Source organism: Oceanobacillus sp. FSL H7-0719 (assembly GCF_045040795.1).
GTDB lineage: Bacteria > Bacillota > Bacilli > Bacillales > Amphibacillaceae > Oceanobacillus.
The window spans coordinates 168,586-194,166 of record NZ_CP150301.1 but is presented as its reverse complement, the minus strand read 5'-3'; the positions used below and the strand labels follow the sequence as shown (position 1 = coordinate 194,166).

The 25,581-nt window shown below is 37.1% G+C and carries 24 protein-coding genes; 11 read left to right on the top strand and 13 right to left on the bottom strand.

Annotated features, from left to right (window positions below; all coding sequences use genetic code 11):
• Nucleotides 1-10: 10 nt before the first annotated feature.
• Together NST93_RS00930 and NST93_RS00925 are read right to left on the bottom strand one after the other, a co-directional pair.
• Nucleotides 11-586 carry a TasA family protein gene (locus NST93_RS00930; RefSeq protein ID WP_405100320.1) on the bottom strand — a complete coding sequence of 192 codons (576 nt, stop codon included), beginning with the start codon at nucleotides 584-586 and terminating at the stop codon, nucleotides 11-13.
• A gap of 119 nt (nucleotides 587-705) precedes the next feature.
• Nucleotides 706-1,338 carry a TasA family protein gene (locus NST93_RS00925; protein ID WP_405100318.1) on the bottom strand — a complete coding sequence of 211 codons (633 nt, stop codon included), beginning with the start codon at nucleotides 1,336-1,338 and terminating at the stop codon, nucleotides 706-708.
• A gap of 437 nt (nucleotides 1,339-1,775) precedes the next feature.
• Between NST93_RS00925 and NST93_RS00920 the strand changes: the two genes are divergently transcribed.
• The 4 genes from NST93_RS00920 (at nucleotide 1,776) to NST93_RS00905 (ending at nucleotide 6,624) form a co-directional block, all read left to right on the top strand.
• Nucleotides 1,776-2,387, top strand: a complete 612-nt coding sequence (locus tag NST93_RS00920; RefSeq protein ID WP_405103715.1) for a class D sortase — start codon at nucleotides 1,776-1,778, stop codon at nucleotides 2,385-2,387.
• A 218-nt stretch (nucleotides 2,388-2,605) separates the two neighbouring features.
• A complete protein-coding gene (locus NST93_RS00915; protein WP_405100316.1) occupies nucleotides 2,606-3,547 on the top strand; it encodes an LCP family protein in 942 nt (313 codons plus the stop codon).
• A 178-nt stretch (nucleotides 3,548-3,725) separates the two neighbouring features.
• Complete coding sequence (locus tag NST93_RS00910) at nucleotides 3,726-4,121, top strand: helix-turn-helix transcriptional regulator (RefSeq protein ID WP_405100314.1); 396 nt, start codon at nucleotides 3,726-3,728, stop codon at nucleotides 4,119-4,121.
• 445 nt (nucleotides 4,122-4,566) lie between these two features.
• Nucleotides 4,567-6,624: a penicillin-binding transpeptidase domain-containing protein gene (locus NST93_RS00905; protein ID WP_405100312.1), complete on the top strand. Its 2,058-nt coding sequence runs from the start codon at nucleotides 4,567-4,569 to the stop codon at nucleotides 6,622-6,624.
• 78 nt (nucleotides 6,625-6,702) lie between these two features.
• Here the strand turns inward: NST93_RS00905 and NST93_RS00900 are convergent, their stop codons facing one another.
• From NST93_RS00900 to NST93_RS00880, 5 genes are all read right to left on the bottom strand, one after another.
• Complete coding sequence (locus NST93_RS00900; protein WP_405100310.1) at nucleotides 6,703-7,170, bottom strand: IDEAL domain-containing protein; 468 nt, start codon at nucleotides 7,168-7,170, stop codon at nucleotides 6,703-6,705.
• Nucleotides 7,171-7,312: 142 nt separating this feature from the next.
• The gene (locus tag NST93_RS00895) at nucleotides 7,313-8,227 is read right to left on the bottom strand and encodes a VOC family protein (RefSeq protein ID WP_405100308.1); all 915 of its coding nucleotides are present in this window, start codon (nucleotides 8,225-8,227) and stop codon (nucleotides 7,313-7,315) included.
• Nucleotides 8,228-8,398: 171 nt separating this feature from the next.
• A complete protein-coding gene (locus tag NST93_RS00890) occupies nucleotides 8,399-9,967 on the bottom strand; it encodes an FAD-dependent oxidoreductase (RefSeq protein WP_405100306.1) in 1,569 nt (522 codons plus the stop codon).
• Nucleotides 9,968-10,221: 254 nt separating this feature from the next.
• Nucleotides 10,222-11,166: a hypothetical protein gene (locus tag NST93_RS00885; RefSeq protein WP_405100305.1), complete on the bottom strand. Its 945-nt coding sequence runs from the start codon at nucleotides 11,164-11,166 to the stop codon at nucleotides 10,222-10,224.
• Nucleotides 11,167-11,262: 96 nt separating this feature from the next.
• A complete protein-coding gene (locus NST93_RS00880; protein ID WP_405100303.1) occupies nucleotides 11,263-11,796 on the bottom strand; it encodes a folate family ECF transporter S component in 534 nt (177 codons plus the stop codon).
• A gap of 258 nt (nucleotides 11,797-12,054) precedes the next feature.
• On the opposite strand from NST93_RS00880, the gene NST93_RS00875 reads away from it, so the two are divergent.
• The 4 genes from NST93_RS00875 to NST93_RS00860 are packed head-to-tail and all read left to right on the top strand — an operon-like array spanning nucleotide 12,055 to nucleotide 14,302.
• Nucleotides 12,055-12,354 carry a DUF2089 family protein gene (locus tag NST93_RS00875; protein ID WP_405100301.1) on the top strand — a complete coding sequence of 100 codons (300 nt, stop codon included), beginning with the start codon at nucleotides 12,055-12,057 and terminating at the stop codon, nucleotides 12,352-12,354.
• Nucleotides 12,354-12,644, top strand: a complete 291-nt coding sequence (locus NST93_RS00870) for a hypothetical protein (RefSeq protein ID WP_405100299.1) — start codon at nucleotides 12,354-12,356, stop codon at nucleotides 12,642-12,644. Before NST93_RS00875 ends, NST93_RS00870 begins: the two co-directional genes overlap by 1 nt.
• Before the next feature lie 53 nt (nucleotides 12,645-12,697).
• Complete coding sequence (locus tag NST93_RS00865) at nucleotides 12,698-13,390, top strand: ABC transporter permease (protein ID WP_405100297.1); 693 nt, start codon at nucleotides 12,698-12,700, stop codon at nucleotides 13,388-13,390.
• Nucleotides 13,391-14,302, top strand: coding sequence for an ABC transporter ATP-binding protein (locus tag NST93_RS00860; RefSeq protein WP_405100295.1), 912 nt, complete (start codon nucleotides 13,391-13,393; stop codon nucleotides 14,300-14,302). It begins immediately after the preceding gene.
• A 92-nt stretch (nucleotides 14,303-14,394) separates the two neighbouring features.
• Here the strand turns inward: NST93_RS00860 and NST93_RS00855 are convergent, their stop codons facing one another.
• The gene (locus tag NST93_RS00855) at nucleotides 14,395-15,135 is read right to left on the bottom strand and encodes a Cof-type HAD-IIB family hydrolase (RefSeq protein ID WP_405100293.1); all 741 of its coding nucleotides are present in this window, start codon (nucleotides 15,133-15,135) and stop codon (nucleotides 14,395-14,397) included.
• On the bottom strand, nucleotides 15,132-16,325 hold the full coding sequence (locus NST93_RS00850) for an MDR family MFS transporter (protein ID WP_405100291.1): 1,194 nt from the start codon (nucleotides 16,323-16,325) through the stop codon (nucleotides 15,132-15,134). Before NST93_RS00850 ends, NST93_RS00855 begins: the two co-directional genes overlap by 4 nt.
• A 370-nt stretch (nucleotides 16,326-16,695) precedes the next feature.
• Here NST93_RS00850 and NST93_RS00845 point away from each other — a divergent pair, with 370 nt between their 5' ends.
• Nucleotides 16,696-18,033, top strand: a complete 1,338-nt coding sequence (locus tag NST93_RS00845; protein ID WP_405100289.1) for a gluconate:H+ symporter — start codon at nucleotides 16,696-16,698, stop codon at nucleotides 18,031-18,033.
• A gap of 117 nt (nucleotides 18,034-18,150) precedes the next feature.
• On the top strand, nucleotides 18,151-18,690 hold the full coding sequence (locus NST93_RS00840) for a DUF1572 family protein (RefSeq protein WP_405100288.1): 540 nt from the start codon (nucleotides 18,151-18,153) through the stop codon (nucleotides 18,688-18,690).
• Between the two features lie 232 nt (nucleotides 18,691-18,922).
• Here the strand turns inward: NST93_RS00840 and NST93_RS00835 are convergent, their stop codons facing one another.
• The 3 genes from NST93_RS00835 to NST93_RS00825 all read right to left on the bottom strand — a co-directional run bounded on the left by NST93_RS00835 (nucleotide 18,923) and on the right by NST93_RS00825 (nucleotide 23,622).
• Entirely contained in the window at nucleotides 18,923-19,384 is a 462-nt protein-coding gene (locus NST93_RS00835) for a chemotaxis protein CheW (RefSeq protein WP_405100286.1), read from the bottom strand.
• Between the two features lie 19 nt (nucleotides 19,385-19,403).
• Nucleotides 19,404-21,413, bottom strand: coding sequence for a chemotaxis protein CheW (locus NST93_RS00830; protein ID WP_405100284.1), 2,010 nt, complete (start codon nucleotides 21,411-21,413; stop codon nucleotides 19,404-19,406).
• A gap of 193 nt (nucleotides 21,414-21,606) precedes the next feature.
• Nucleotides 21,607-23,622: a methyl-accepting chemotaxis protein gene (locus NST93_RS00825; protein WP_405100282.1), complete on the bottom strand. Its 2,016-nt coding sequence runs from the start codon at nucleotides 23,620-23,622 to the stop codon at nucleotides 21,607-21,609.
• 416 nt (nucleotides 23,623-24,038) lie between these two features.
• On the opposite strand from NST93_RS00825, the gene NST93_RS00820 reads away from it, so the two are divergent.
• The gene (locus NST93_RS00820) at nucleotides 24,039-24,485 is read left to right on the top strand and encodes a flavodoxin domain-containing protein (RefSeq protein WP_405100280.1); all 447 of its coding nucleotides are present in this window, start codon (nucleotides 24,039-24,041) and stop codon (nucleotides 24,483-24,485) included.
• 14 nt (nucleotides 24,486-24,499) lie between these two features.
• Here the strand turns inward: NST93_RS00820 and NST93_RS00815 are convergent, their stop codons facing one another.
• Entirely contained in the window at nucleotides 24,500-25,543 is a 1,044-nt protein-coding gene (locus tag NST93_RS00815; RefSeq protein ID WP_405100278.1) for a LacI family DNA-binding transcriptional regulator, read from the bottom strand.
• Nucleotides 25,544-25,581 lie beyond the last annotated feature (38 nt).

Genomic DNA, 25,581 nt, shown 5'->3' with positions numbered 1-25,581 from the left:
TCTCCACCTTTTATTTAGATATCTCGTCATCTCCATCCTCTTGAATTGCTTCAAAAGTCCAATGCAGCTTCATTGTATTTCCTTGGTATTTGTTTTGATCTTTTTCTGTTTTTATAAATTCAAAAGCAACATATACTTGTAAAGCAGAAGAACTGCTGGCAATATTTTCTCCAAGAATGACTGGGTTCTCTTTCAAAGCAGCTAAAGTCATTTTCTCTTTTGGAAGCACATTATGGCCATCTACTTGAAGTTTTGTGACAAGAAGCTGTTCAGCAAACCCATTTTTCTCTAGTACACCATCACGATTGGCAGTTTCATAATCAGAATATAAGGTGATATCCTTCATTCCCAAGGTTCCAGCATTAATTAAATCAAAGCTGTAATCGAATGTATCCCCTGGTTTCTTATTGATAAATTCAAATAAGACCCCATCATTGTCACTTATATCCAAATCTAATGTGCCTGACAGTACTTTATTCTCTGTATAAATATCATCACTGAAAAATGCTACCGTGCCCCCGCTAATTAACGCCATACCCGCTAGACCTGTGATCATTCCCATTACGATATGTTTCTTTACACTCAAGGGAAACCCTCCTCATTATCAAAATATGTAACGTTATGGTATTTTTTCTATGATATAAATAGTTGCTGTTATGTAGGAAGAGAAGAGGGGGCACCTCTTCTCCTGTTAACTAATTAAAGTTATCTTTCTTCACCTTCTGTTTGGTGAGCAGTGAATGTCCACTCAAGTTCAAGTCCATCACCTTGGAACTCATTTTGATTTTTATCATTATCAACAAATTCGAATGCAACATACATTTGATCACTTGCCCCTGCAGCTAAACCACTGCCTTCACCGCCAAGACCGAACAAATGTGTCAACCAGTGTTGAACGTTTTCGACTGCATCTGGTGTCATGTTTTGCAGATCATATAATGTTGTTTCTGAAATAATGTCATTATAGTCACCTATAACCCAGCCATCCCCTGTTTTATCGGCGTTTTCCAAGAAGAGGACTTTAATATGCTTACCGAAATCATCTGTGTTATCTCCCTTCGCATCGATTACATCGTATGCTGTTGCGAGATCAACAGTTGAGATATCAAGTGTTCCATTGTTTTCCAAGTCGAATTCGCGAACCATCGTGTCTCCAGGCTTTAAATTATTAACATCAATTACAACTGATGGATTTACTGCCAAATCAAGCGTCCCTGCTGCAAATGTATTATTTGAAGCTTCCGTATCACTAAAATATGCAAAAGTTCCCCCGCCAATAAGTGCCATTCCAAGTAATGCCGTTGTAATGCCTGAAGTTAATTTTTTCTTTAAGTTCATTTTAAAATTCCTCCTGTAAATAAAATGTTTTTTTAATCCCTAAACCATTTGTTTCTATGGATATAACACATAATTACGCTATTTCATACAACCCTCCTTATGTAACTAACAATATTCGTTCGCTTAAAGAATCATCTGTTCTTTATAACGAACAACTTATCTGAAGTATAATTGATTTTCCTGAAATAGAAAAACCTCAAAAAAGACCATTTATTTTATATAAAGAACCGTTAACTTTCATTTACTTTATTTAACTCTCATTTTCTTCATTTTTAATATTTTATATATTTTTAGCTCTTAATAATGAACCAGTTAAATATATTCATAATTGGGGGGTATTACTTTTTTCAAAACTTCTTCAGTGAAACAGCGCGCACACCTTTTCTATTTTCTGAAAAAAGGATATACTTATAAATAATCCTTAAATTGGGGTGGATATATTGAAAATAGCATCGTACCTGCTCATTATTAGTGGTGTACTTCTCTTAGCATTCGGCGGCTATCAATGGGTCGTATCAAACAATGCACAAAATGAAGCGACCGCTGAAGCCCACGCTCTAATAGAAGAAAGAGATCAGTCAATAATACAAAACACAGAAAACATTATTCCTGCTGATGCAGCAAAAGAATTCAATCCAGATGCAGGGGAAACTGCTGGAATTCTTCATATTCCGAGCCTTGAGGCAGATTTGCCAATTATCGAGGGTACACATGAAGATGAGCTGGCAAAAGGTGTTGGACATTATGGCGGTACAGCTTATCCGTTGCAGAATGAGCAGATTGTGCTCTCTGGTCATCGTGATACTGTTTTTCGCCGTATGGGTGAATTGGAGATTGGTGATCTTCTAACATTGAAACTTGAATACGGTGATTTCAGCTATGCAATTACGGAAACAAAAATTGTTGATGCTGATGATCGTACGATTATTGTCCCACATGATGAAGAGGTGCTCACTTTAACCACATGTTATCCATTCTCTTTTGTCGGTTATGCACCTGACCGCTATATTATTTATGCTTATCCAGTTGATAAAGACCAGAGTGAATAATTGCTCTGGTCTTTTATTTATTCCTCCATCTCTATCCCATCCTTTTTCTTATTTCAGGAAAACATTCCAGACAAAATACAACAAAATTTGCTAAATTACTAAAATTTCAATGGACTAAATTTACTATTTCCGCTATAATTTTATCCAGGTTTACTTCTTAATCTTTACAACATGACCCTTTTTTCAAGGGATTATTATACTTAGAGGAGAAATTTCAATTGGTATCCAGAACAGAAAAACGAAATATAAAAAAGAAAAGAAAATGGCCAAAATGGGTTGGCGGGATTATTTTAGCTCTTATCGTTATTGGTGGAGGAGTTGTAATCTATGCTTATAACCAGCTTGGAAATACAATTGATACCATGCATACTCCCCTGGCGAGAGATGACGATCCCGAACGTCAAAAACAAATCAAGGATATTTTTAATGCGAAAGATTCATTAAACGTCCTGCTGCTGGGAGTAGACGAGCGTCCTGGTGATGTGGGCCGTTCCGATACAATGATTCTATTATCACTAAACCCGAAAACTGACTCCATGATTATGCTAAGCATTCCCCGTGATACGTATGTGAATATTCCGGGCCATGGAATGGACAAGATCAACCATGCCTACGCCTTCGGTGGGGTGGAATTATCTGTACAAACCGTTGAAGAGGCTTTTGACTTGCCAGTGCATGTTTATACACGTGTTAATATGGAAGGCTTCAAGGAAGGTATCGACGCAATCGGTGGTGTGACTGTTAATAATACGCAGAGCTTTTCTCAAGGAAATTCCACATTCTCTGAGGGATCTATTCACTTAAATGGTACACAGGCATTGGACTATATCCGTATGCGTAAACAAGATTCACGTGGTGATATGGGGCGTAATGATCGCCAGCGAGCAGTAATAACTGCAGCAATGGACGAAGCCGCGAGCTTTTCCAGTATAACAAAGTTTGGTGAAATTCTTGATATTCTTGGCGGAAACGTGCAAACAGACCTTGATATGAAACGAATTCAAACATTATTTACTGGCTATCTCGGAACAAGACATAATATCCAGACAATGGAAATCAGCGGTTCCGGCTCCACTATTGGCGGTATTTGGTACTATGTTGTTCCAGACTCTGAATTTAATCGTATCACATCAGAAATTAAAGCACATATGGAAAAATAAAAAGAAAAGCTGTGTTTTGCAGGATTACAGAACATGGCTTTTTTTATGCAAAATTCTATCTGCAGCAGTTCAAATAATCAAGCGTATACAGGATGTAAACTATTAGTTAACATAAAAAACAAAGCGTTTCTTCAATGCTTTAATCGCTTGTTGTATGCTTCAAACAGGAGGGGATTTAATGAATGAAAAATTCGGGGGAAAATTAAGGGCATTGCGAGAAAATAAAGGAATGTCACAGAGTGATTTGGCAGACCAATTAAATGTTTCACGACAAGCTGTTTATAAATGGGAATCCAATAAAGGCTATCCAGATATTGAAAACCTTATTCGAATCAGTGATATTTTTAATGTGACAATTGATGAACTAATTCGAAAAGATGAGACACTGCAAAATAAGATTCGTATTGATGACGAAGGAAATCTTTCTGACCCGGGATTTTATATTGGCATCGTGCTTATTCTTTTAGGTTTACTTGTTTTTGACGGTGGCTTAACAACTGCCTTTGTAATGATTGGTGTTATTGTGATGATATTTTTTACTGATCTTGTGAAATCATCAAAAACTCTATTTTAAAGCATGATTCATCCTGATGCTGGATTAACTGCCATATCCATGCGCTGAATGCTTAAATAACTAGATTGGCAATAATTTTACATAGAATACTGACTACTTAAATTCAAATCAGTTCTAGTATTGCTGTCTATTTATCTTTTTCCCGAAGTCCACAGTCCAAATACGCCTTGTATTCCGCAGCGGGATGCGCGGCGTATTTGGAGTTATTCCGAAATAAAGCAGCCAGCACTTTCTATCGGTTAAAGCTAACTTATTGAGCTTCATTTGTATTCTTCTTGCCAACTGGTTCATCAGGCGATTCGTAATCCACTTGCCCAATCTTCACACTCTCCCTTTCTTTCATCTTAATTTTCAAAATATCTCCCTCCAGTTAAGTATTCCAACTATAAACAATAAGTACAAAATGTTATAATATTACTGAACAAATTGTGGGGGCGATTATAAAATGAGAATGATGCGGATTTTTATTTTACTATGTATGATAGCACTTTTAGCTGCATGTTCCGAGAATGAACAGGTCACTCCAAACGAAAGATTTAAGGAGTTCGTTACCTATTGGGAAGATCAGCAATTCGAACAAATGTATGACATGTTCAGCAAGGAGACAAAAGAAAAGATAACAACAGAAGACTCCGTTGATCGTTATAAGAAGATTTATCAAGATTTAAACATTGAGAATGTAGAAGTTTCATTTACAGAGCTTACTGAAGAAGAACTCGATACATTAAAGGATGAAGAAGAGACTGCAGCCACCATCCCTTTCACAATGGAAATGGATTCTATTGCAGGTCCAATAAGCTTTGAATATGAGGCAACTTTAGAAAATGCTCCGATAAATGAAGAAAAAGATGCGGAATTAAGCTGGTTCATCAATTGGAACCCCGGATTCCTTCATCCGGAATTAAAAGACGGCGGTGAAATTCGAATTAAGCCGATATCCCCCGCTCGCGGTGAAATCCTTGACCGCAACCAAATGCCGCTTGCTATGAATGATAAGCTGTATCGAATTGGGATAGTCCCTGGTAAATTAGATAACAGGGATCAGGCAATCCAACAGATTGCCAATATCCTAAATATCAGCAAAGAAGAAATAGAAAATACATTAGGTGCGGATTGGGTGAAAGATGATCTTGACGTTCCAATTACAACCATTCTTCCTTCCAATGAAAAAGTATATAATCAGCTGATGGCTATTCCAGGAGTGCAAATGTCGGAAGCAAACGGACGCATCTATCCTGGTGGTGAAGCAACCGCCCATCTGGTAGGTTATATTGGAGATATAACTGCAGAGTTTTTAGAGGAAACGGACAGTGATGAATATGGTCCCAATGATAAGGTTGGAAAACGCGGAATAGAGAAGCAATATGAAGAACAGCTAAAAGGAAAAAAAGGGATGACAATTTCCATTATAAAAGAAAATGACGAGGAAGTGGTCATTGCTGATAAACCTGTGGAGAATGGTGAAAGTATTACATTGACTATCGATATTAATATCCAGGAGAAGATATATGACAGCTTTGGTAAAGAGTCGGGTACCGCTGCTGCAATTCACCCTAAAACGGGAGAGACACTTGCCCTTGTAAGCGCTCCTGCCTTCGATCCAAATGAAATTTTATATGGCACTTCTGGAAATGTGTGGGGAAAATTAGAAAATAATAAACAGAACCCATTATTGAACCGTTTTTCAGCAACATTTGCACCTGGCTCTGTACTGAAACCTATCACTGCTGCAGTCGGAATTAAAAACGGCACACTGGACCCTGATGAAGGTCACACAATCGAAGGACTGCAGTGGGGGAATGGCAAGGGCTGGGGAGATTATAAGGTAACAAGGGTATCCCCTTCAAACGGACCCGTTGATTTACGGGACGCCCTGGAACGTTCTGACAATATTTACTTTGCAATGGAAGCAATTGAAATGAAGAGTAAAGCGTTTATCGATGGATTTCATGAATTTGGCTTTGGTGAAGAATTCCCTTATGAATATCCCATTACAATGTCTACCATTTCTGTAGATGGCAAACTTGATGATGAAGTGCTGCTCGCAAACTCCAGTTATGGGCAAGGACAATTGGAAATGAGTTCAATTCATTTAGCTGCAGCATATACGACTTTTCTTAATGAGGGAAATATGATTAAACCAACCCTTCTAACAAGTGAAGATACAGAACAGATTTGGAAGGAGAATCTTATTTCCAAGGAAGATGCAGAATTGCTTGATGATATGCTGCGTTCTGTTGTTACAGATGGTACTGGGAAGCGGGCTGAAGAAGAATCTAATGTGCCTATCGCCGGGAAAACAGGAACAGTAGAATTAAAACTGAGTGCAGATGTAAAGGGTGCTGTAAATAGCTGGTTTGTTGGCTATCCACATACCTCTCAGGACATTCTTATTGCATTGCTTGTCGAGGAAACACAGGATAAAGACAGCACAATTGCAACCGGCAAATTTATTGAAGTCATTAACCAGCTCTATCCAAAAGTAAAGAATAAAGAAGATTAAAAAAGAAGCTGCAGGAATCAACCTGCTGCTTCCTTTTTATCAATGTTGGAATATAAAAAACTCCCCAAGATCGGGGAGTTATGTTTCATCTCTTATCGTTTTTAACAAAAGCGCTAACTCATGAAAGTCTTGCTCATTACGCTCATCTAACGCTTTATCAATGAGACGCAGAGTGTTTTGTATCTCGATTTCCGCAATGACTGCAGAATAATTATCCTTTGTTTCCTTTTCGGCCGGATTGCGAGCGGTATTGAAGTAATATGGTTTTCCAATTTCATGAATTTGCTCAAGAAATTCAGGTAAGGTAATCAGCTTTACCATCGGTACATTGACAATGTCTTTTCCATTTTGAAAAGCAAAAACTGCATCGATATTTTCAATCTTCTCTGTCCGTCTATTCAAACGGATTTCATTGGACTCTACTGGGATAAATTGAAATACTTTGTTCTTCATTACAACCGAAAAATATTGATATGCTAAAATAATACGCACAAAGTTCTTTTCTGTCTTAATATAATAAGGCTTCAGCATCTTAAGTGTCACCATAACTTCACCACCCTTTTCATTTGCTTCATATCTTAATTTTCAGTTAATTAATTGTAACCGATTTCGCTTTAGATTACAAGGACTATTTTACTTTAATCGGAAAAACTGCACCCATTTTTTGTTAATCTATGATGATATAGAATCAACTTACAAAGACTTTTTCCAACTCGCTTAAACTAATTTTTTTCATCTTTTGATTCATACGATTGACCCGTTCAATCTGTTCTTGATTGCCTGTTCGCATCATATCGATCATCGCCTTGGGAATGATTTGCCATGAAACTCCAAATCTATCCTTCAGCCAGCCACATCGCTCTGCTTCTGGATCTGCTGAGAGTTTGTCCCAATAATAATCAATCTCTTCTTGTGTATCACATAAAACTACAAAAGAAATTGCTTTATTAAAAGCGAATTGATGCTCGTGTCCGCTGTCCATAAGTACGAACCACTGATTTTCCAATTTCACATCTGAAAACATGATTGTACCTGCTTGATTTGGCGCCATTTCCTCTGGATAGCGAATAAGCTGCCCTGACTCAGTACCTTTAAAAACAGTTTGATAATATTGATAGGCTTGCTCCGCCTTCCCATATTCACCATCTACAAAAAGAATGGAAGGCATTATAGCTGGTCTTTCATCTCCATCAGGATTTGTTAAAATCAGTTGCCAGGATAAACCATATTTATCCTGAATCCAACCATACTTTTCGCTAAATGGATAGCTGCCTAACGCCATAAGAACTTCTCCTTCATCAGCAAGTTTTTGCCATATCTCATCAATCAATGCTTCGACATTTTCGTTGCGTGCAGGATCAAAGTTTACAATCAAGGAAATGGAAGGATTAAATCTGAGATGGGGTCCACCATTAATTGCCATAAATTCCTGACCCCATAATTCAAATTGAAAAAATGCAGCATCACCAGATGGTGTATCATGAAGTGTCTTTACATTCGTCAACTTAGATTTCGGAAAAACGGAAACATAGAATTCCACCGCTTCCCGCGCTTCCTTATCAAACCAAAAATGTGGCTGGATCATTTGCTTTACGCTTGCCATGATAAACCCTCCTGATTTTTTTGTTTATATTACCTTTCTGCAAATCTTCCCCAATCTCCTGCTTTCTTCCAAAAAAACATTCTTTACTACTTTACCACCAATGCAACAATCTCTAAACATTCCTATCGCGAAATAGGCATACAGGAATTGGATAATTTCCAGTTTCCGCTATTAGTATCCTGAATCCTCTGAAGTAAGGTTATCAATCATCTTATAGTCATATTTTTGTAATGGCTTTTCAGCTGGTCCTTCTATAACTTCCCCAGTATAGGAAAATCTTGATCCATGACACGGACAATCCCAGCTGCGTTCACCGTCATTCCAATTCACTTCACAACCAGCATGAGTACAAGTTGTATCAACAACATGAAGCATGCCATCCACATCCTTGTAGGCTCCTTTTCTTTGACCTTCAACTGTAATAACTGCACCTTCATCATTCTTTAAATTTTCAGGATTCAAATCACTTTTCTCCAGCTTACCTTTAACTAATTCTGTGATAACCTCTGTATTCACTTTAGCTAATTTTTTTGCACTCGGATTCAAATGAAATCTTGAGGGTGTAAATAACTTCTCAAATCCATTTTCTTTACCAATAATTCTATCGCGAAATAGTAATGCAGCGACAACGCTATTTGTCATGCCCCACTTTCTATAGCCTGTAGCAATTAATACATTGGGCCGATCAGAGGTAATTTGCCCGATATATGGAACCTTGTCCAATGTAATCAAATCTTGTGCAGACCAATGATATGGGACAGCTTCCAAACCAAAAACATTTTCACCAAATGCTTCTAAAGCTTTGTACTTCTCTAATGTTTTCTCATCTTTTCCAGTTTGATGACTATACCCCGCAATAAGTACCATTTCTTCCTTATTGATTACTGCACTTCTTAATGAATGTTTTGGATCCTCAGCACTCAGATACATACCCCCGGGGTACGACTTTTTAGTCTTTGCGGCCAATACATAGGAGCGTTCAGCATACATTCTTGCGGAATAGAGTCCTTTCCCTTCATAAAATGGAAAGTGTGTACAAGAGAGTACATAATTACTCGTCACACTTGCGCCATCACGAGTTTTAACTATCGGACGTTTTCCCTTTTCAACTTTTACAGCAGTAGTATTCTCAAAAATGTGGACATCTTTTTCTACTAAAGTCTGCAAAAGCGCACTTAAATATTTCAGTGGATGAAATTGTGCCTGCTCCTTCATGATAATCGCATTTTTTATATTAAAATCTAAAGGTATTTCTTTTGTTAAATAACCGTTTATGCCAAGCTGTTTATAGGCATCTGCTTCTTTTTGCAGTTTTTTTTCATATTTATCGGTGGTTGCATAAATAATTGCATCTTGTTCAAGAAAATCACAATCAATTTGTAATTTACTAATCGTATTCTTTATAAAATTCATTGCTTCTTTATTTGCTTCAAAATACAGCTTTGCTCGATTCTCTCCTAAATTGGATATCAGTTCATCGTAAATTAAATCATGTTGTGCGGTAACCTTAGCTGTTGTATGACCAGTAGTACCATTCAATAATCGGTCTCCTTCAAGAAGAGCAATTTTTAATCCTTCATTTGCAAGCAGATATGCAGCTGTTATTCCTGTAATTCCACCGCCAACAATTGCTACATCTACATCAAGGTCTTCATCAAGCTGGGAAAACTGAGGCAAATCAATAGACTCAAGCCAGTATGAATGTGGAAAGTCATGTATTTCTTCTTTATTATTTGTCATAGAATGGTCTCCATCCAATCTGTTTTTTCCTTTAGGTTTACCCAGTTAGTGCGAATTATACACTCCCCGCATCTTCCTGATAATTTAATCTATACGTGTTACTAGAAGAAGAGACTGTGACATAACACGAGTATGTGATAAAAACCGGAACAAATTAATAAGTGCATGACCAGCTTCCGGGAGGATATCCCGGTAGCTGGTTAGCTCATTTGTTCGATTTAATCCATACTAATAACGTTATGTCTCAGTCTCATTTAATTATTGTTTATTTGTTTCAGAATGGCATCAACTGATTGTTCAATCTCTGTCTCTGATATATTTTGTGCATCTTCATTTTTAATAATTGCTTCACCTTTTAGCTTCAAAACTTGCAAGCCTTTTTTCATATAGTTTTTATAACTTGAAGTCAGTTCTGTAATTTCCTTATGGTACATCTCGTCTGTCCCTGGAGTAACAGCAATCTCATACAAATCAATAATTTCCTCACGTGCTGCATCTTCTGGATCAAATGCATGCGGATCAGTACTGTCAAACAAGCAGATACTTAAATCAGGTACAAGCACCATATCGATACTATTGGAATCAAAACTGCAATGATACTGTTCAATATCAAGTCCATGTGCTAAACAAGCATTGGCGATTTTTTTCATAAAAGTCGACTTTCCTGTTCCCGCTCTTCCTTTAATATGGTATACACGTTCCAATTCCGAGATAAGATGTGGTACCTCATTGACAATTCCATCCATTGTATTTGTTCCAAAAAATCGCAGGTATGTGTGGGGCTCACGATTCTTATATGGCACATCTTTAAGTAGCTTTTCTATTAAATCTCCTGCTGCTTCATCTGCTTTTGCAAAATCCATTTCCTGAATATAAACATTCTCCAGTTCATCATGAATCTGAAGTCCCTTTGCAAATTCTGTTACAGAAGGTCTGTCCCCCTGCTTCACTAAAACAGCTGCGTTTTTTTCTCTTAGAATGATTCCTTCCAGGTAGTTGTGACTAATCGAACTTTTTAATATTTCCAGTTTTGTCTTTCCTTTATATTCATCAATTAGGCGTTTTAGAATGGCAGTGTTGTGAGCTAATGATGAAGCATCTAATGTTATTGTTTTGTCAATGCCATGCAGATTGGATGATATAAGATTAATGAAACCTTGCGCTGTGTTTCCGGTGACATAGTACTTTTTTATTTCCAAACAGACACATCCTTTATAAAAATTCCTTCCTCATATTATGCTTAGCTTGCTTGCCAGGTGAGGAACTTATACACCTCATCATTTTAAAGATTTGAACTAAAGCAAACGCAGTCGCATTTTACGGAGATTTTTAAGCAAACCATATAATAAGCCTACTTCTATAGGATATAAAACCACAGCCTTTATTATACGCGGAACCGCAAACAGCGGACTTCCAAACATAATATTCAGCCAGATTGGAGTCAGAATCAAATGAATCAAAATGGTCACAACAAGCACAGCAAGTGCCACTCTGCCTAAAGTAACTTCCTTCTTATATAAAAATATGCCATAAATAATTCCCATTAATAGAGCATTCAATGAAAAGCCAGGGAAAAAGAAACCATTTGGTCTGAGCAGGAATCCAATCAAATCTGCTATGACAGAGGCTAATCCTGCATGAATTGGACCATATAAATATGCAAGCACTGCAAGTGCCAGGAAAGCAAATCCAATTTCCAGTAGTGTCCCGAAAGCAAGAGTGAATTGGTTTAATACTAAGTTAATTGCAATGATTGCTGCTGTGACTGTTAATTTTTTTGTGGAAATTTTTGATTCAGAAACTGTCGTTACTTCCCTCGTTGAACGCAAGATAATCAATCCCCCATCTATCAATAAAAATATTACATTTCTTCTTCGTATCATACTCTAATTTATTAATCCCGCCAACTACTAATCTTTCGAATCAAAGGTTTACTTGCAGAAGCAGGCCTTTCACACGTAGTTTTATTCATTTAAAATCCTTTATCACTAAATAAAATCAAACAAACTTAAATAAAACTAAAAAATATTTTAACTTTATTAAGAAATATGTTAAGGTGTTATTAAATAATAAAACGAGGTGAGTTTATGGACATGAACAAAGTTCCTGCTTGGATCTTAGCTCTGCAAACGGAAGACATTGAATTTATTAAAAACTTTGTCGTTCACTCTGGTTCTTTAAAAGAAATATCTAAGCTTTATGATGTGTCGTATCCGACAGTAAGAATACGACTCGACAGACTAATTGAGAAAATTAAGCTTCACGAGGAAATCGAAAACGAAGGCTTTATCCAATTTATCAAACAGCTTTCTATTGACGACAGAATTAGTTTAGAAGAAGCAAAATTAATTATTGAAAAATATAAACAGGAAAGGAATGAAGGATAATGTTTGGCTTCGGTTTATATGATGTATTTATTATTGCAGCGTTTCTTGGGATACAATATTTCTTTGCGACAAGAAACAACCCATATTGGGGTGCCTTGATACCTGCTAGTTTTACAATTTGGATGACAATTTCCCTGGTAAACGGAAAGATTGAGAGCTTTTGGTTCTACATTATTATCCTGATAATTGGTCTGCTTTTCCTATTTGAACAATGGCATCAAGGCAGAGAGTCATTAAAGAAAAAACACGAAAAAGAACTAGAAAAAATGCATGCGCATGATTTAAAATAATTCATTTCGGATAACGATGAAAATCTAAACTTTTAAGATAAGGAGAATAATCCATGGTTCATATTTTAAAGCGTGAATTTATCGACTCTTTTAAAAGTGTAAGAGCGATATTAATGATTTTATTTATAACGTTTATATCATATCAGGCAGCAAGTGCGATTAAAGATTATCCAGGACTCGTAGATGAATTAATTAGTGAAGGAAATACTTCAGTCTACATCGCTTCATTAGCAATGATTGTACTGGTACTCGGTTTTCTATTCGTCTTCGCTACTTCTCATGATGTCATCAACAAAGAAATTGAATTGCGTACAATGCGGCTGCTCGTTACGAAACAATCCAGGTTAGAGATAATACTTGGCAAGTTTCTCGGGACATATCTTTTTTGGATATTTACGCTATCCATTTCTTTTATTATCATTTCAGTAATTGCTGGTGATTTCTTTGCTGGGGATTACTTTAGAGTAATCAGCTTTATGTTTTATATTGTGAGTTTCGTACTCTTGCTTTCTACTATCATTCCACGTGCAAAGGTCACAATGTTTGTCGGCATTTTACTGGGTATATTCCTGCCAATTATCGGCATGACATCCATATTTTCTGAGAAGAGCTACCTTATCATTTTAAAGTATCTTTTACCTTTTTATTATATGGATGGATCTTATCTTCTCGCTTTTGTACCGATAGGAATCGGTGTCATTTACCTTGTCATCGCACTGGGAATATTGCAAAGGAAGGATTTGTAAATGATGGCAGCTATTCAAATAAGACGACTAAAAAAACGATATGGAGATACTGAAGTACTTAAAAATATTACGATGGACATTTATCCTGGTGAAATCTTTGGTTTTGTCGGACATAACGGGGCTGGAAAATCAACATTAATCCATGCATTAACAGGAATTACCCATACAAGTTCTGGAGCTTTTGAAATTCTCGGTTTTCGTGATGATCAAATTGATGATGCGAAAAAAGAAATAGGTGTGATGCCTGATGTCAGTAATCTATATGAAAATATGAAAGGTATCAGCTTTCTGAAATATATGGGTGATCTGGCCGGCAGCCGTTTGTCGAAAGAGGATTATATTTCCCTCATGGCGGATGTCGGGCTTGAAGGTGCTGAATGGAAAAAAATAAAGTCCTATTCTTTTGGTATGAAGAAGAAAATCAGTCTTGCACAAGCACTGCTTGGAAATCCAAGGATTATTATTTTAGATGAGCCTACGTCTGGTCTTGACCCTGAATCAGCAATTAGAGTTCGCCAGTTAATTTTAAAGCTGAAACAACAAGGTAAAACGATTTTGCTTACATCTCATAATTTAGATGAAATTGAAAAAATCAGTGATCGTGTTGGTATTCTGGCAGATGGTGTCATCAAAATGATAGGTGCCCCATCTGAGTTAAAAAATAATGAAAAGCTTATCCAGCTGAAAATACGTACGAAACCAATGCTGCTAGAACCAGAAATTGCGTATTTAAATAAACAGCTTGCACTGGAAATAAACTTTTCTCAAACTAAAGACGGCTATTCCGTTGTTACGCTGAGAACCGAAGAGGATATTCCGTTGCTCTCAAAAACCCTGATCGAAGCGGACTACCTGATTTATGAAATAAAAATAGAACAACAGTCATTAGAAGATGTTTTTCTTAATATTTAAGCAGGTAATCAATTTAACAATTTCGCAAATAAATAAAATAACAAAAAAGGCGAATCTTTATTTACAAAAGAATCGCCTTTTATCATTCTATCCTAAGCGTTCAGCACATATTTCTCTATTGCAGCTGCTACGCCTGCTTCATTGTTCGTTACCGTCGTATGGTCAGCTACATTTTTAATCGCTTCTTGCGCATTTCCCATTGCAACGCCCACACCTGCTTCTTGGATCATCTTAATATCATTTAAGCTATCACCGCAAGCCAGCACGTTTTCCATCGTAATACCAATTTTATCGCAAAGGTAACGCAGTGCACCTGCCTTACTGACACCCTTTGCATTTACCTCAATATTTGTAGGCAGTGAATTTGTCAGTTCAAGTTCGTCATATACTGAAAATTCCTTAACAAGCATACCTAATTTCTTTTGATCTTCCGTAAAACAGCCGATCTTTAGCCAATCATAATTTTCTAAGTCCTGCGGGATTTCTTCTTCACGGAAAGCACCTTCTGTTGAAATCATCCAAACCCCTGCACCTACCTGGCGCGCAAGATTATAGAGTTTCTCAATTGTTTCCAGGCGAATCGGTTTACGCTGCAGCAGTTCTTTTTCCATCGTCCAAACCTCGGCGCCATTTGCTGAAACAATATAGGAAGGCAATTTAAGGTCTAATGCATATGGATAGCAATTATCAATTCCTCTTCCTGTACTTAATATCACATGGACACCCTTCTTCAGCGCCTTTTCAATTGCCAGGCGATTTGCTTCAGGTACCTCCTGTGCATCATTTAATAGTGTACCATCCATATCCAGTGCAATTAGTTTAATTTCTGTCATGATACTCCTCCTCCAGACTGCTCTGTTTTTTGCTGAACATTTCTATCATAAAGTTTTGTAGTAATAAATGGAATCAATAGTAAACCTAGTATAACAAAGAATAAAACTTCAATATTATAGAAATCAACAATAAATCCGCCAAAGACCGGACCAACCATTCTTCCAATTGTTGCAATACTGTTTACCAGTCCCTGATAAAATCCTTCTTTTCCCTTTGGTGCCAGCTCGTTTGCAAGGGTCGGGAATGCTGGCCACATTAACACTTCTCCAACAGTTAAGATAATCATTGCTACCGCAAACATCGTAAATGCAGAAGCATTCATAACAACGAGAAAAGATAAGATCATAATAATTGTTCCGATATAAATATGGTGCTTGCTATTTGTAAACCTGTTTGTAAACCATTGTATCAAAGGTTGTGAAAAAACAATAAGGAAACCATTCAATGCCCAAAGTGTACTGTATTGTTCAAGCGGAATCCCGATATCTTGTGTATAAGATGCGATTGTTGTTTGCCACTGTGAATAAGTAATATGAACAAAGAGAAAACCGCTGCAAAGAATAAACAAAGCAATTAATGCTGAGCTGTTTTTCATCCTTCCGCTCTGATCAAGTACAGTTGTATGCATCTGCGGATTTTGGGCCTTGTCCATCTTCTTGAATGTAAAGAGAATCAGGAAAAAAAATACGGCAATAAATCCGGCATTTGCGATAAAAATATAATCAAAGGAAATACTCGCAACATAACCGCCAATGGTTGCACCAAGGGCGACACCCAAATTTTGTGCAACATACACTGCATTAAATGCTTTTCTTCCCCCATCCGGCCAGAGTGAACCAGCCATGGCAAACATAATCGGCCAGGTCATTCCATTGCCAAATCCGATGATGACAAGCAAAATAGAGTATGGAATAATTGAATGATTAAAAGATAATATAATTGCTGCAATAAGGGCAATTAATGTTGCATAAAGAATGGATTTATACGCACTATAGCGATCAAACAGCATGCCGCCAATTAAATTCCCGATAACTGCTGCTCCCTGGTTTAACATTAAAATGAACCCGGCAAAGGCTAAACTTTGACCAAGCTCATTGTGCATGTAAATCGTATTTAATGGCCACAAAAATGAACCGCCTGTGACGTTGATTGTTGTGGCTATAACTAAAAGCCAAATTGCTTTAGGCATTTCATCATCTCACTTTATAATAAACTGCATTTTACATCCTTCACTATTTTATGTTAGATTTCAGCCGGATGCAATAGATAGAAATGAATCATATGGCTTTAAAATACTTTCGTTTAGCTTAGCACTATTATTCGTTTCTGTGATTCTTGGAAAGTTCCTGAAGATAAATCAGAGTTCGTCAATTTTATTACGAATTACTGTTCTGAATATTTTTATTTATTATCGATTCATTGACGATTTGGCATCCATTTTATATGATTAATATGTTGGTTCGCCAAACAAACAATTGAAAACGCTCTAATGATTCTGTTATTCGTATATTACATAAAATGAAAGCGGATTAGTTAACGTTACTTAGGAGGGAATTACAATGGATTGGCTAGTAAGCAATATGCCGATTATTTCTTTAGCTATCGGTGTTGGGCTATTACTATTTTTAAATATGAAAGTGAAACTTAATAGTGTTTTAGCTCTAGTTATCGCAGGTATTTTTGTCGGCCTTTTAAATGGCATGGAGCTGACAAGTATTGTAGACACAATTAAATCCGGGCTTGGCTCAACTTTAGGAAGTCTTGCATTAATTATTGGTTTTGGTGCTGTTCTTGGTAAGCTTATGGTCGATTCTGGAGCGGCACAGCGTATTTCTTCTACCTTACTTGATAAGTTTGGTGTAAAAAATGTGCAGTGGGCATTGATTATTGTTGGAGCGATATTTGGTGTCTCTGTATTCTATGAAGTAGCATTTATTATTCTCGCTCCATTAGTTATTAGTATTGCAATTGAAGCAAAGATTCCTTATATGAAACTTGGAATCACGATGGTTGCGGCAACTACATTGTCCCACAGTCTATTCCCTCCTCAGCCAGGACCAACGGCTTTAGTTGAGGCCTATGGTGCGGACATGGGGTTAGTGTATATGCTGGGGATTGTCGTATTTATTCCTGGTGTTATTGCTGCAGGTATTATTTTCCCAAGAATATATAAGGATAAAGATCGACCTGTACCACCACTTTTAGAAAAACCAAAAGAATTTACTGATGAAGAAATGCCTGGATTTGGAATCAGTTTACTCGTTCCACTTATTCCAGCTATTATGATTTCCATTGCCACAATTATCAATATGTTTATTGGCGAAGATACTTTCCTCTACCAGCTCGTTAACTTCTTCGGCAGTGCAGAGATGAGTTTATTACTTGCAGTACTTATTGCAATTTACGTATTTGGTATTCGTGTTGGAAGGAATATGAAGGAAATTATGAATTCCTTTGATGGAGCAATTAAGGGTATTGCAATGATTATCTTTATCGTTGGTGCTGGTGGAGCATTCAAAGAGATTATTTTAGATTCCGGTGTTGGTGATTACATCGCCAGCATGATGGAAAACACTACAATTAATCCATTAATTATGGCTTGGCTCATTACAGCAATGCTCCGTATTGCAACAGGTACTGGTGTTGTATCTGCAATTACAGCAGCAGGCATTGTTGGTCCATTAATTACAACCTTTGATGTTAATCCTGTTTTAATGGTGCTAGCAACTGCAGCAGGCAGTAACACGATCACACATGTGAATGATGCTTCTTTCTGGCTGTTTAAGGAATACTTCAACCTGTCAATTAAAGATACTTTCAAGACCTGGGGAATGCTTCTCTTCACGACTTCAATTGTCGGTCTTGGGGTTGTATTAATTTTAGATATATTTATGTAAAAACATTAAAAATAACACATCAGCTCTGGTGTGTTATTTTTTTGATTTCATCTATTATCTTTGCAATATTATGGTATCATGAAGGCGAATAATTTATCTCATGATGGAGTGAATAAGATGCGAATTGCTGAAGAATATTTACGGGTTATCGATAGCAGGTTTAAAGCTTTAAAAGTTCAAGGTGACAGGAGCTTTCACCAACTTTCTGATGAGGAAATACACTGGAGATTAAACGAAACCTCTAACAGTATCGCAGTAATTGCAAAGCATTTAAGCGGAAACATGATTTCTCGCTGGACAGACTTTTTAACAACAGATGGAGAAAAGAGCACAAGAAAAAGAGATGATGAATTTATAGATGATATTGCTTCACTAGATGCACTAATTACGATTTGGGAAGCTGGCTGGGAGGTTTTATTTCAGTCGATTCAAAGCTTAACACCAGATGATTTACTGAAACAGGTAAGAATTCGTGGTGAAGAACAAAGTGTGATAGATGCAATCGAAAGACAGATCGCCCATTATGCTTCTCATATTGGGCAAATCATCTATATAGCGAAGCAGATTAATGATAAAGACTGGAAAACACTCAGTATTCCAAAAGGGCAATCAGAAGCATACAGACACGAAATGCTGAAGAAAAACAAGAAGAAATAACCTATATATTCGTTAAAAACCTTTTGTACTCAAACACGTCTATTAATAAAATTACGAGCTTAGAATGGAGCAATTCTCTGAAGGATATTCTGCTTATTTATTCTAGCAACTTTTCTGCTCGTAAGTTGCGGACGGGATGATAATCGTTCCGAATAACCCATTGTTCAAGGCAGAAATCTAGTAAATAAAAAAGCCTGAACCATTTTTTCCGGCTCAGGCATTTTTATTTGATTTAATCTACAAGGACTTCTTTTAGTTCATTTGTTTCCTCGAAGTCGAGGATTTTTTCTAAATCCAACACAAGGATTAAGCGCTCATCAATCTTCGCAACACCATGTAAGAACGTATCACGGATTCCCGAAATAATTTGTGGTGCAGCTTCAAGATAAGCTTGTTCAATATCCTTTACTTCTGTAGCTGCATCAACAATTAACCCAACTTGTACATTCTCTATGATAACAACCAGAATTCTAGTATCACTTGTGCTTTCTGCTGCCGGCATTTGTAATCTTTCTTTTAAATCGACGATTGCCGTTGTTTCTCCTCTAATTTCTGTTACACCTTTAATAAAAGCCGAAGTACGTGGTACAGCTGTAATATGCTGTAATCTTTCAATTGAAATGACTTGTTGTACTTCTACAGCAAAGGTTTGATCATTAAGTTTAAATAAAATATATTTGGTTGGTTCTGCCATTCTTTACAACTCCCACTTCTTATTTAATTAGTGCATTTGGGTCTATAATTAAAGCGACCTGACCGTCTCCGAGAATCGTTGCTCCAGAGATTGCAAATACGTCACCTAAATATTCACCAAGTGATTTAAGGACGAGTTCTTGCTGGCCAATAAAGCTGTCCACAACGAGTCCAGTAAGCTTTTCACCTTTTTTCAGCACAACGACTGCATTTTTTCTTTCTTCATCATCCCCATCTTCAGGGATATTCAAGACTGTCTGCAAATCGAGCAGCGGGACAACCTGCCCACGGAAATCCATCACTTTTTGACCATGGGTATACAAAATCTCATCATCTTCTAATAAGACTGTTTCAATAATTGATGATAAAGGTACTGCATAGGTTTCTTCTCTGCATTTCACAAGCAATGTAGAGATAATCGATAAGGTTAATGGCAATTGTATTGAGAAGATGCTGCCTTCTCCCTCTTTCGATTCAATCGAAATATTGCCGCCAAGTGATTCGATTTTGCTCTTCACAACGTCGAGCCCAACACCACGGCCAGATACACTGGAAATTGTATCAGCTGTACTAAAACCACTCGCAAGGATCAGTTCTGCAACCTCATCTTTAGTTAATGCAGCGGCTTCTTCTGGAGTAACAATCCCATTTTCAACTGCTTTCGCACGTACTTTTTCAATATTGATTCCTGCACCGTTATCTTCAATTTCAATAAATACATGGTTTCCGCTGTGGAAAGCACGCAGAATGATACTGCCTTCTTCAGGCTTGCCTGCTGCTTTACGCACTTCTGGAAGTTCAATGCCGTGATCGACTGAATTGCGAATAAGATGGACAAGCGGATCACCGATTTCATCAATTACGGTGCGATCCAGCTCTGTTTCAGCACCTAGAATTTCCAGATTAATTTTCTTATTCAAGTCGCGTGCAAGTCCTCTGATCATCCTTGGGAAACGATTAAAGACCTGATCAACTGGGACCATGCGCATGGCAAGAATCAATCCCTGCATATCAGAAGAAACTCGGTTCATATGTTCAACCGTTTCCCGCAGCTCAGGATTGCGTAACTGATTGGAAATAACATCTAAGCGACTTTGATCAATAACAACTTCTTCAAATAGATTGAGAAGGTCATCAATTCTTTCAAGATTCACTCTAATCGTTTTTGATGCATGTTGTGCTGCACCGTTTTCTTCCGTCTGTTTTGATTTATTTGTTTTTTCTTCCACTGTTTTGCTGCTATCTTCTTCAACTGCATGCTGCGTATTCTTGGATTTAAAAGTAACATTATCCATACGAACTTCTTTTACTTCTGATACAGATTGAATAATCGATTTAATATTGTCTTTCGGCTCTTTTGATAAGAAAATCAGTTCAAACTCATTTTCAAAGTTACCTTCTTCAATTTCCTCTGTTGCGGGATTTGTCTTGATTGTCTCGCCTTTTCCTTCCAGTGCTTCAAATACCATGTATGCTCTTGCACCTTTAAGAACACATTGATCACTTAGAGTAACAATGATTTTGTATGCAGAAAAACCTTGTTCTTCTGCCTGATCGACAATCGTCATTTGAAATTCATCAAGATCTATCGCAATGGCATCGGCAACTTCAGTTTCCAATGTTGCAGCAGCTTCATCAGCTGCTGGCTGTTCGCCTTTTTCAAAACGATCAAGACGTTCAACAAGTTTTGTTACATCTTTCTTACCATCATTTCCATTACTAATGTCTTCAACCATCTCTTCTAAGTATTCGATTGCGACAAAGATAATATCAATTACTTCCGTTGTTACCTTTAATTGATTATTACGGATGGAATCGAGGACGTTTTCCATTTTATGTGTCAGTGATGCGATATCTTCATATCCCATCGTCGCTGCCATTCCTTTTAAGGTGTGGGCAGAGCGAAAAATTTCATTTACTAAACTGAGATTCTCTGGTTCATTTTCCAAAACTAATATATTATCATTCACTGCCTGAAGATGCTCGCGGCTTTCATCAAGGAAGACATCTAAATATTGATTTACTTCCATTTTGCACGTCCTTTCACAACTATCCGTACTATTTGTTTATAAGTTTATTATTTCGGTAATCTATTTTACTGCAATCTAATTCTTTCTGCCTATATCTATTATATCGGTTCACTTCATAAGAAACTATAGTAAATATCATAACTTTATCATTTTGCCATCATAAATTCTCTCTGGCAAAGAGGTTGATATATGATTATTCGAATTTAAACTGTTTGATTTCTTCTTGCATTTCTAAAGCAAATGATTCGAGATTTGTTGCAAGATTCGTTAATTGTTCCATAGAAGCAGTCTGCTGTTCAATTGCCGCAGAAATTTCCTCTGTTCCTGACGCAGTATCCTCACTAATTTCTGAGAAACGTCTTGTACTCTTAAGAAGTACTTTTTCCTGTTCTATTATTGAATTTGTCAAAGAAAGCACTTGTTCAATCATTTCATTATTTTCATGTACCGAACTGGAAATCGCCATGAAAGCTTGTCCTGTTTCAGCAACACTTTTCGTTTGATATTCAAATTGCTCCATTGTCTGTTCTACGAGAGCTACTGAAGATCGTGTTTCTCCCTGCATCTCTTCTATGATGCCAGAAACATCCTTCAATGCTTCTGTAGTTTGTTCTGCAAGTTTGCCAACTTCATTGGCAACAACTGCGAATCCATGGCCATGCTCGCCAGCTCTCGCGGCTTCGATGGAAGCATTTAAAGCAAGTAAGTTCGTTTGGCTTGCAATGGTTGCGATTTTATCAACGATTGAATGTATATTAGCGGACTTTTCATTTAACTGCTGAATTGCTGTCATTACATCTGCTGCTTTCTCCGTTGTTTCAGCAGAACGGGTTGCCAAATCTTGGATTTTTTCTACACCAGCAGATGAGTACTTGCCCATTCGTTCAGCATTTTCAGCCATTTGTTCATTCTTTTGATTAATATCTTTTATTTTATCTGAAAGTGCATCAAAGGCTTCTGAATTTTGTTCAGTCAGTTCAGATTGGTCATTTGCACCTGCCGCTATTTCTGCCATTGTGACAGCCACTTCATTAGCCGATGCTGTATTTTCCTCTGAACTGGCAACAAGTTTCTGTGACGCATCAGATACTTGCTGAGAAACATCTGCTATTTTCTGCATCATTTGGCGATTTTGCTTTAGCATATTTGCAAAGCTTCTGCTTAATTCACCAATTTCATCATCTCGATGATTATGAATCTTTGCTGTTAAATCTCCTTTTTCCGCTTGTAACATCGTTGTTTGCAAACGATGAATTGGCTTCGTAATTCTTCTGGTAAGAATCATTGCTGCAAAAACCGCCAGAATTAAAACAACGCCTAGACTTATCAAAATTGGAATGAGAATGACACTTGCCTTACTGGAAAATTCTGCTTTATTTATGATACCTGCAAGTGTCCAGCCAGTTACTGGATTTTTCACAAAGCCAACAATAATATCTTCACCATTTACTGATGTTTCTACAAGTCCATGGTCCCCCGCTCCCATGATTTTTTGATAGTATTGTTCATTCGAGATATTCTGGCCAATAAGCGCAGGATCTGGATTGGTGAGAAAATTACCCGACTTATCAAGCGTTACTGCATACCCGCTCTCACCAATTGTAATATCGTTCATAATTTCTACTAGAGCTGCTGGGTCCACGTCAATGCCTGCCACCCCAACTAAATCATTATATTGGTAAAATGCTTTTGCTGCCGTAATATAAATACTGCCCGTCAGTGCATCTTCATATGGTTCTGTCCAAATAATCTCCCCTTCTGCTGCAACTGCTTCCTGATACCAATCCCGGTCTTTTGCATTCATTCCATGAACCGAATCATTATAAGGATAAATAATTATTTCTCCATTCTGGTTATAACCGGAATATACAGCTTTAATATATTCATCAGCATCCCCGGTTTCCTGAAGATATGTATACAACGCACTGAAGTCGTCACCGTTATAATGTCTTAGCGTAGAATGATTGGCCAGCCGGGTTATATGGTTTTCCATATTTTTAAAATACAAATTAAACGTATCATTTACGCCAAGCATTTGTTTTTCAACATTATTGGATAGCTCGTCCGTTGTCGTTCTGACACTGAAGTTATAACTGACTAAAGCAACAATACCTACTGCAAGAATAATTAAGATCATGAATGGAATCGTAATTTGTTTGCGGAGACTTGATTTAAATAACTTTCTGCTGATTTTCTTCTGCTTTTTCATTATTTATCTCTCTTTTCTTCTCGTATTATTATTTCGTTCAGAACTAAGTTAAGAAGTTATAATTGCTGCAAGTATTAATAATAAAGATTCCACACATTATGTATATCGGTAACACTCCTTTAATCTTAAGCTTTTTATGAAAAACAAACAAGAGAAAAGACCCATTTCTTTAGGTCTAGTTTTACTGTGTTTATTCCCTGCTCTATATGCTGGAAACCAGTTTAGTTTTGACCCTTGGACAGGCTGTAATTGCGGGGTAAAAGAAATGCAGAATCAATATCCCCAGGGATACAAAAAAGCGAATACGTTTATAATTCAAAGAAACGCTGACGTTCTGGTTCCTCTGTTGGAAGCAGGCTTATTTTATTGGAACGGATTCATGATGTATTGTAAAATATAATGAGGGAGGGATTTACGTGGCTAAGATACTTATCCTATATATATCAGCGACAGGGAATACTGAGATGATGGCCGAAGCAATTGCAGGCTATCTTGAATATAAAAATCACGAAGTTGTTATCAAAACATTTGATTTTGATCCGATAGATGTCGAGGAATTGCTGGATTATGATCTCGTTTTAATTGGCACCCATTCAAATGACGATGGGGAAATTCCATTTGAAGCAGAGGATTTCTATGATGAATTAGATGAGGTCAATTTGAAAGACCGCCTATTTGGCGTTTTCGGCTCAGGTGATACAGCTTATGACGAATTTTGTTTATCAGTAGACTTGATGGGAGATAAATTAGAACATATTGGGGCAAAGCTTGTACCAATACGTTTAAAGGTTGACTTAACCCCAGCAAATGAAGATATGGAACGTTGTGATGCATTCGCCGAAACAGCTGTTCAAATGGTTTAAAAAAACTGGTACAATCAGGGTTTGTCCCTGGCTGTACCAGTTTTAAATTCTTTTGCAGAATCACGATATATAATTCTATGTGGTATCGTAATTCGTTTTGCAGGTTCTGATTTATTCAGTGTTTTTTCAATTAATGCTTTGGCGGATTGTGCTCCTAATTCATTAATTTGTATATCAATCGTAGTTAATGCGGGACGGATGATTTCAGATAAATATACATTATTAAAACTTACTAATGAGATATCACCTGGCACATTGATGCCTGAATCCTCAAGCATGCTTAAAACTCCCAGACTGATCAAATCATCACTGACGACAATAGCGGTTGGACGCTTTTTCAATGCTAATAAATCCTCTACCGCTTCACGTCCGCCGGCCTTCAGAAATTCAGTATGAACAATATATTCTTCTTGATTTTGTATTCCAGCCTCATAAAGCGCCACTTGATAACCTTTTTCCCGATCAATTGTAACAAATAAATCCTTCGCCCCACCTATAAATGCAATTTCTTTATGTCCCATTCCGATGAGATGCTCTGTAATTTCTTTTCCCGCTGCAAAATTATCATTGTCAACATGGGTTATTTCATTTATATATTCATAAGGCTTTCCGACAATTACAAAAGGAAATTCTTGCTCCCTAAGAAAGTTTGTTACGCGGTCATTCAGCCGCGAGTAAAGTAAAATTAAACCATCTACATAACTTCCATACACCATTCTCTCTACTTCTGAAAAGATTTCTGTCTCTGTTTGCCCGCTGGAGAGCATCATGGAATATTGTTCTTTATGTGTGATTGATCCAATTCCTCGCAGAATCTCTGGAAAAAATGGGTTTTGCAATGCTTTATCGGCAGATGATGGTAAAATAACTCCGATTGTCTTTGTGGACTTAACAACCAAATTCCGTGCATGTATATTAGGATGATAACCTAATTCCTTCATCATTCTGCGCACTTTTTTCTTTGTATCAGAGCTAATTCTCGGATTATCTGCAATCACTCTTGAGACTGTAGAGGGTGATACACCTGCCGCCTTTGCTACATCTTTTATTGTTACCATTTCTTCACCCTTCTCATTTTCTTACTTTAATATTAATG

What these genes read in the sequence shown, in the direction of transcription:
- NST93_RS00925 (WP_405100318.1), bottom strand. Translation starts at nt 1,338, where the DNA reads ATGAACTTAAAGAAAAAATTAACTTCAGGCATTACAACGGCATTACTT.
- NST93_RS00910 (WP_405100314.1), top strand. Translation starts at nt 3,726, where the DNA reads ATGAATGAAAAATTCGGGGGAAAATTAAGGGCATTGCGAGAAAATAAA.
- NST93_RS00905 (WP_405100312.1), top strand. Translation starts at nt 4,567, where the DNA reads ATGAGAATGATGCGGATTTTTATTTTACTATGTATGATAGCACTTTTA.
- NST93_RS00900 (WP_405100310.1), bottom strand. Translation starts at nt 7,170, where the DNA reads ATGGTGACACTTAAGATGCTGAAGCCTTATTATATTAAGACAGAAAAG.
- NST93_RS00895 (WP_405100308.1), bottom strand. Translation starts at nt 8,227, where the DNA reads ATGGCAAGCGTAAAGCAAATGATCCAGCCACATTTTTGGTTTGATAAG.
- NST93_RS00890 (WP_405100306.1), bottom strand. Translation starts at nt 9,967, where the DNA reads ATGACAAATAATAAAGAAGAAATACATGACTTTCCACATTCATACTGG.
- NST93_RS00875 (WP_405100301.1), top strand. Translation starts at nt 12,055, where the DNA reads ATGGACATGAACAAAGTTCCTGCTTGGATCTTAGCTCTGCAAACGGAA.
- NST93_RS00870 (WP_405100299.1), top strand. Translation starts at nt 12,354, where the DNA reads ATGTTTGGCTTCGGTTTATATGATGTATTTATTATTGCAGCGTTTCTT.
- NST93_RS00865 (WP_405100297.1), top strand. Translation starts at nt 12,698, where the DNA reads ATGGTTCATATTTTAAAGCGTGAATTTATCGACTCTTTTAAAAGTGTA.
- NST93_RS00860 (WP_405100295.1), top strand. Translation starts at nt 13,391, where the DNA reads ATGATGGCAGCTATTCAAATAAGACGACTAAAAAAACGATATGGAGAT.
- NST93_RS00855 (WP_405100293.1), bottom strand. Translation starts at nt 15,135, where the DNA reads ATGACAGAAATTAAACTAATTGCACTGGATATGGATGGTACACTATTA.
- NST93_RS00850 (WP_405100291.1), bottom strand. Translation starts at nt 16,325, where the DNA reads ATGCCTAAAGCAATTTGGCTTTTAGTTATAGCCACAACAATCAACGTC.
- NST93_RS00845 (WP_405100289.1), top strand. Translation starts at nt 16,696, where the DNA reads ATGGATTGGCTAGTAAGCAATATGCCGATTATTTCTTTAGCTATCGGT.
- NST93_RS00840 (WP_405100288.1), top strand. Translation starts at nt 18,151, where the DNA reads ATGCGAATTGCTGAAGAATATTTACGGGTTATCGATAGCAGGTTTAAA.
- NST93_RS00835 (WP_405100286.1), bottom strand. Translation starts at nt 19,384, where the DNA reads ATGGCAGAACCAACCAAATATATTTTATTTAAACTTAATGATCAAACC.
- NST93_RS00830 (WP_405100284.1), bottom strand. Translation starts at nt 21,413, where the DNA reads ATGGAAGTAAATCAATATTTAGATGTCTTCCTTGATGAAAGCCGCGAG.
- NST93_RS00825 (WP_405100282.1), bottom strand. Translation starts at nt 23,622, where the DNA reads ATGAAAAAGCAGAAGAAAATCAGCAGAAAGTTATTTAAATCAAGTCTC.
- NST93_RS00815 (WP_405100278.1), bottom strand. Translation starts at nt 25,543, where the DNA reads ATGGTAACAATAAAAGATGTAGCAAAGGCGGCAGGTGTATCACCCTCT.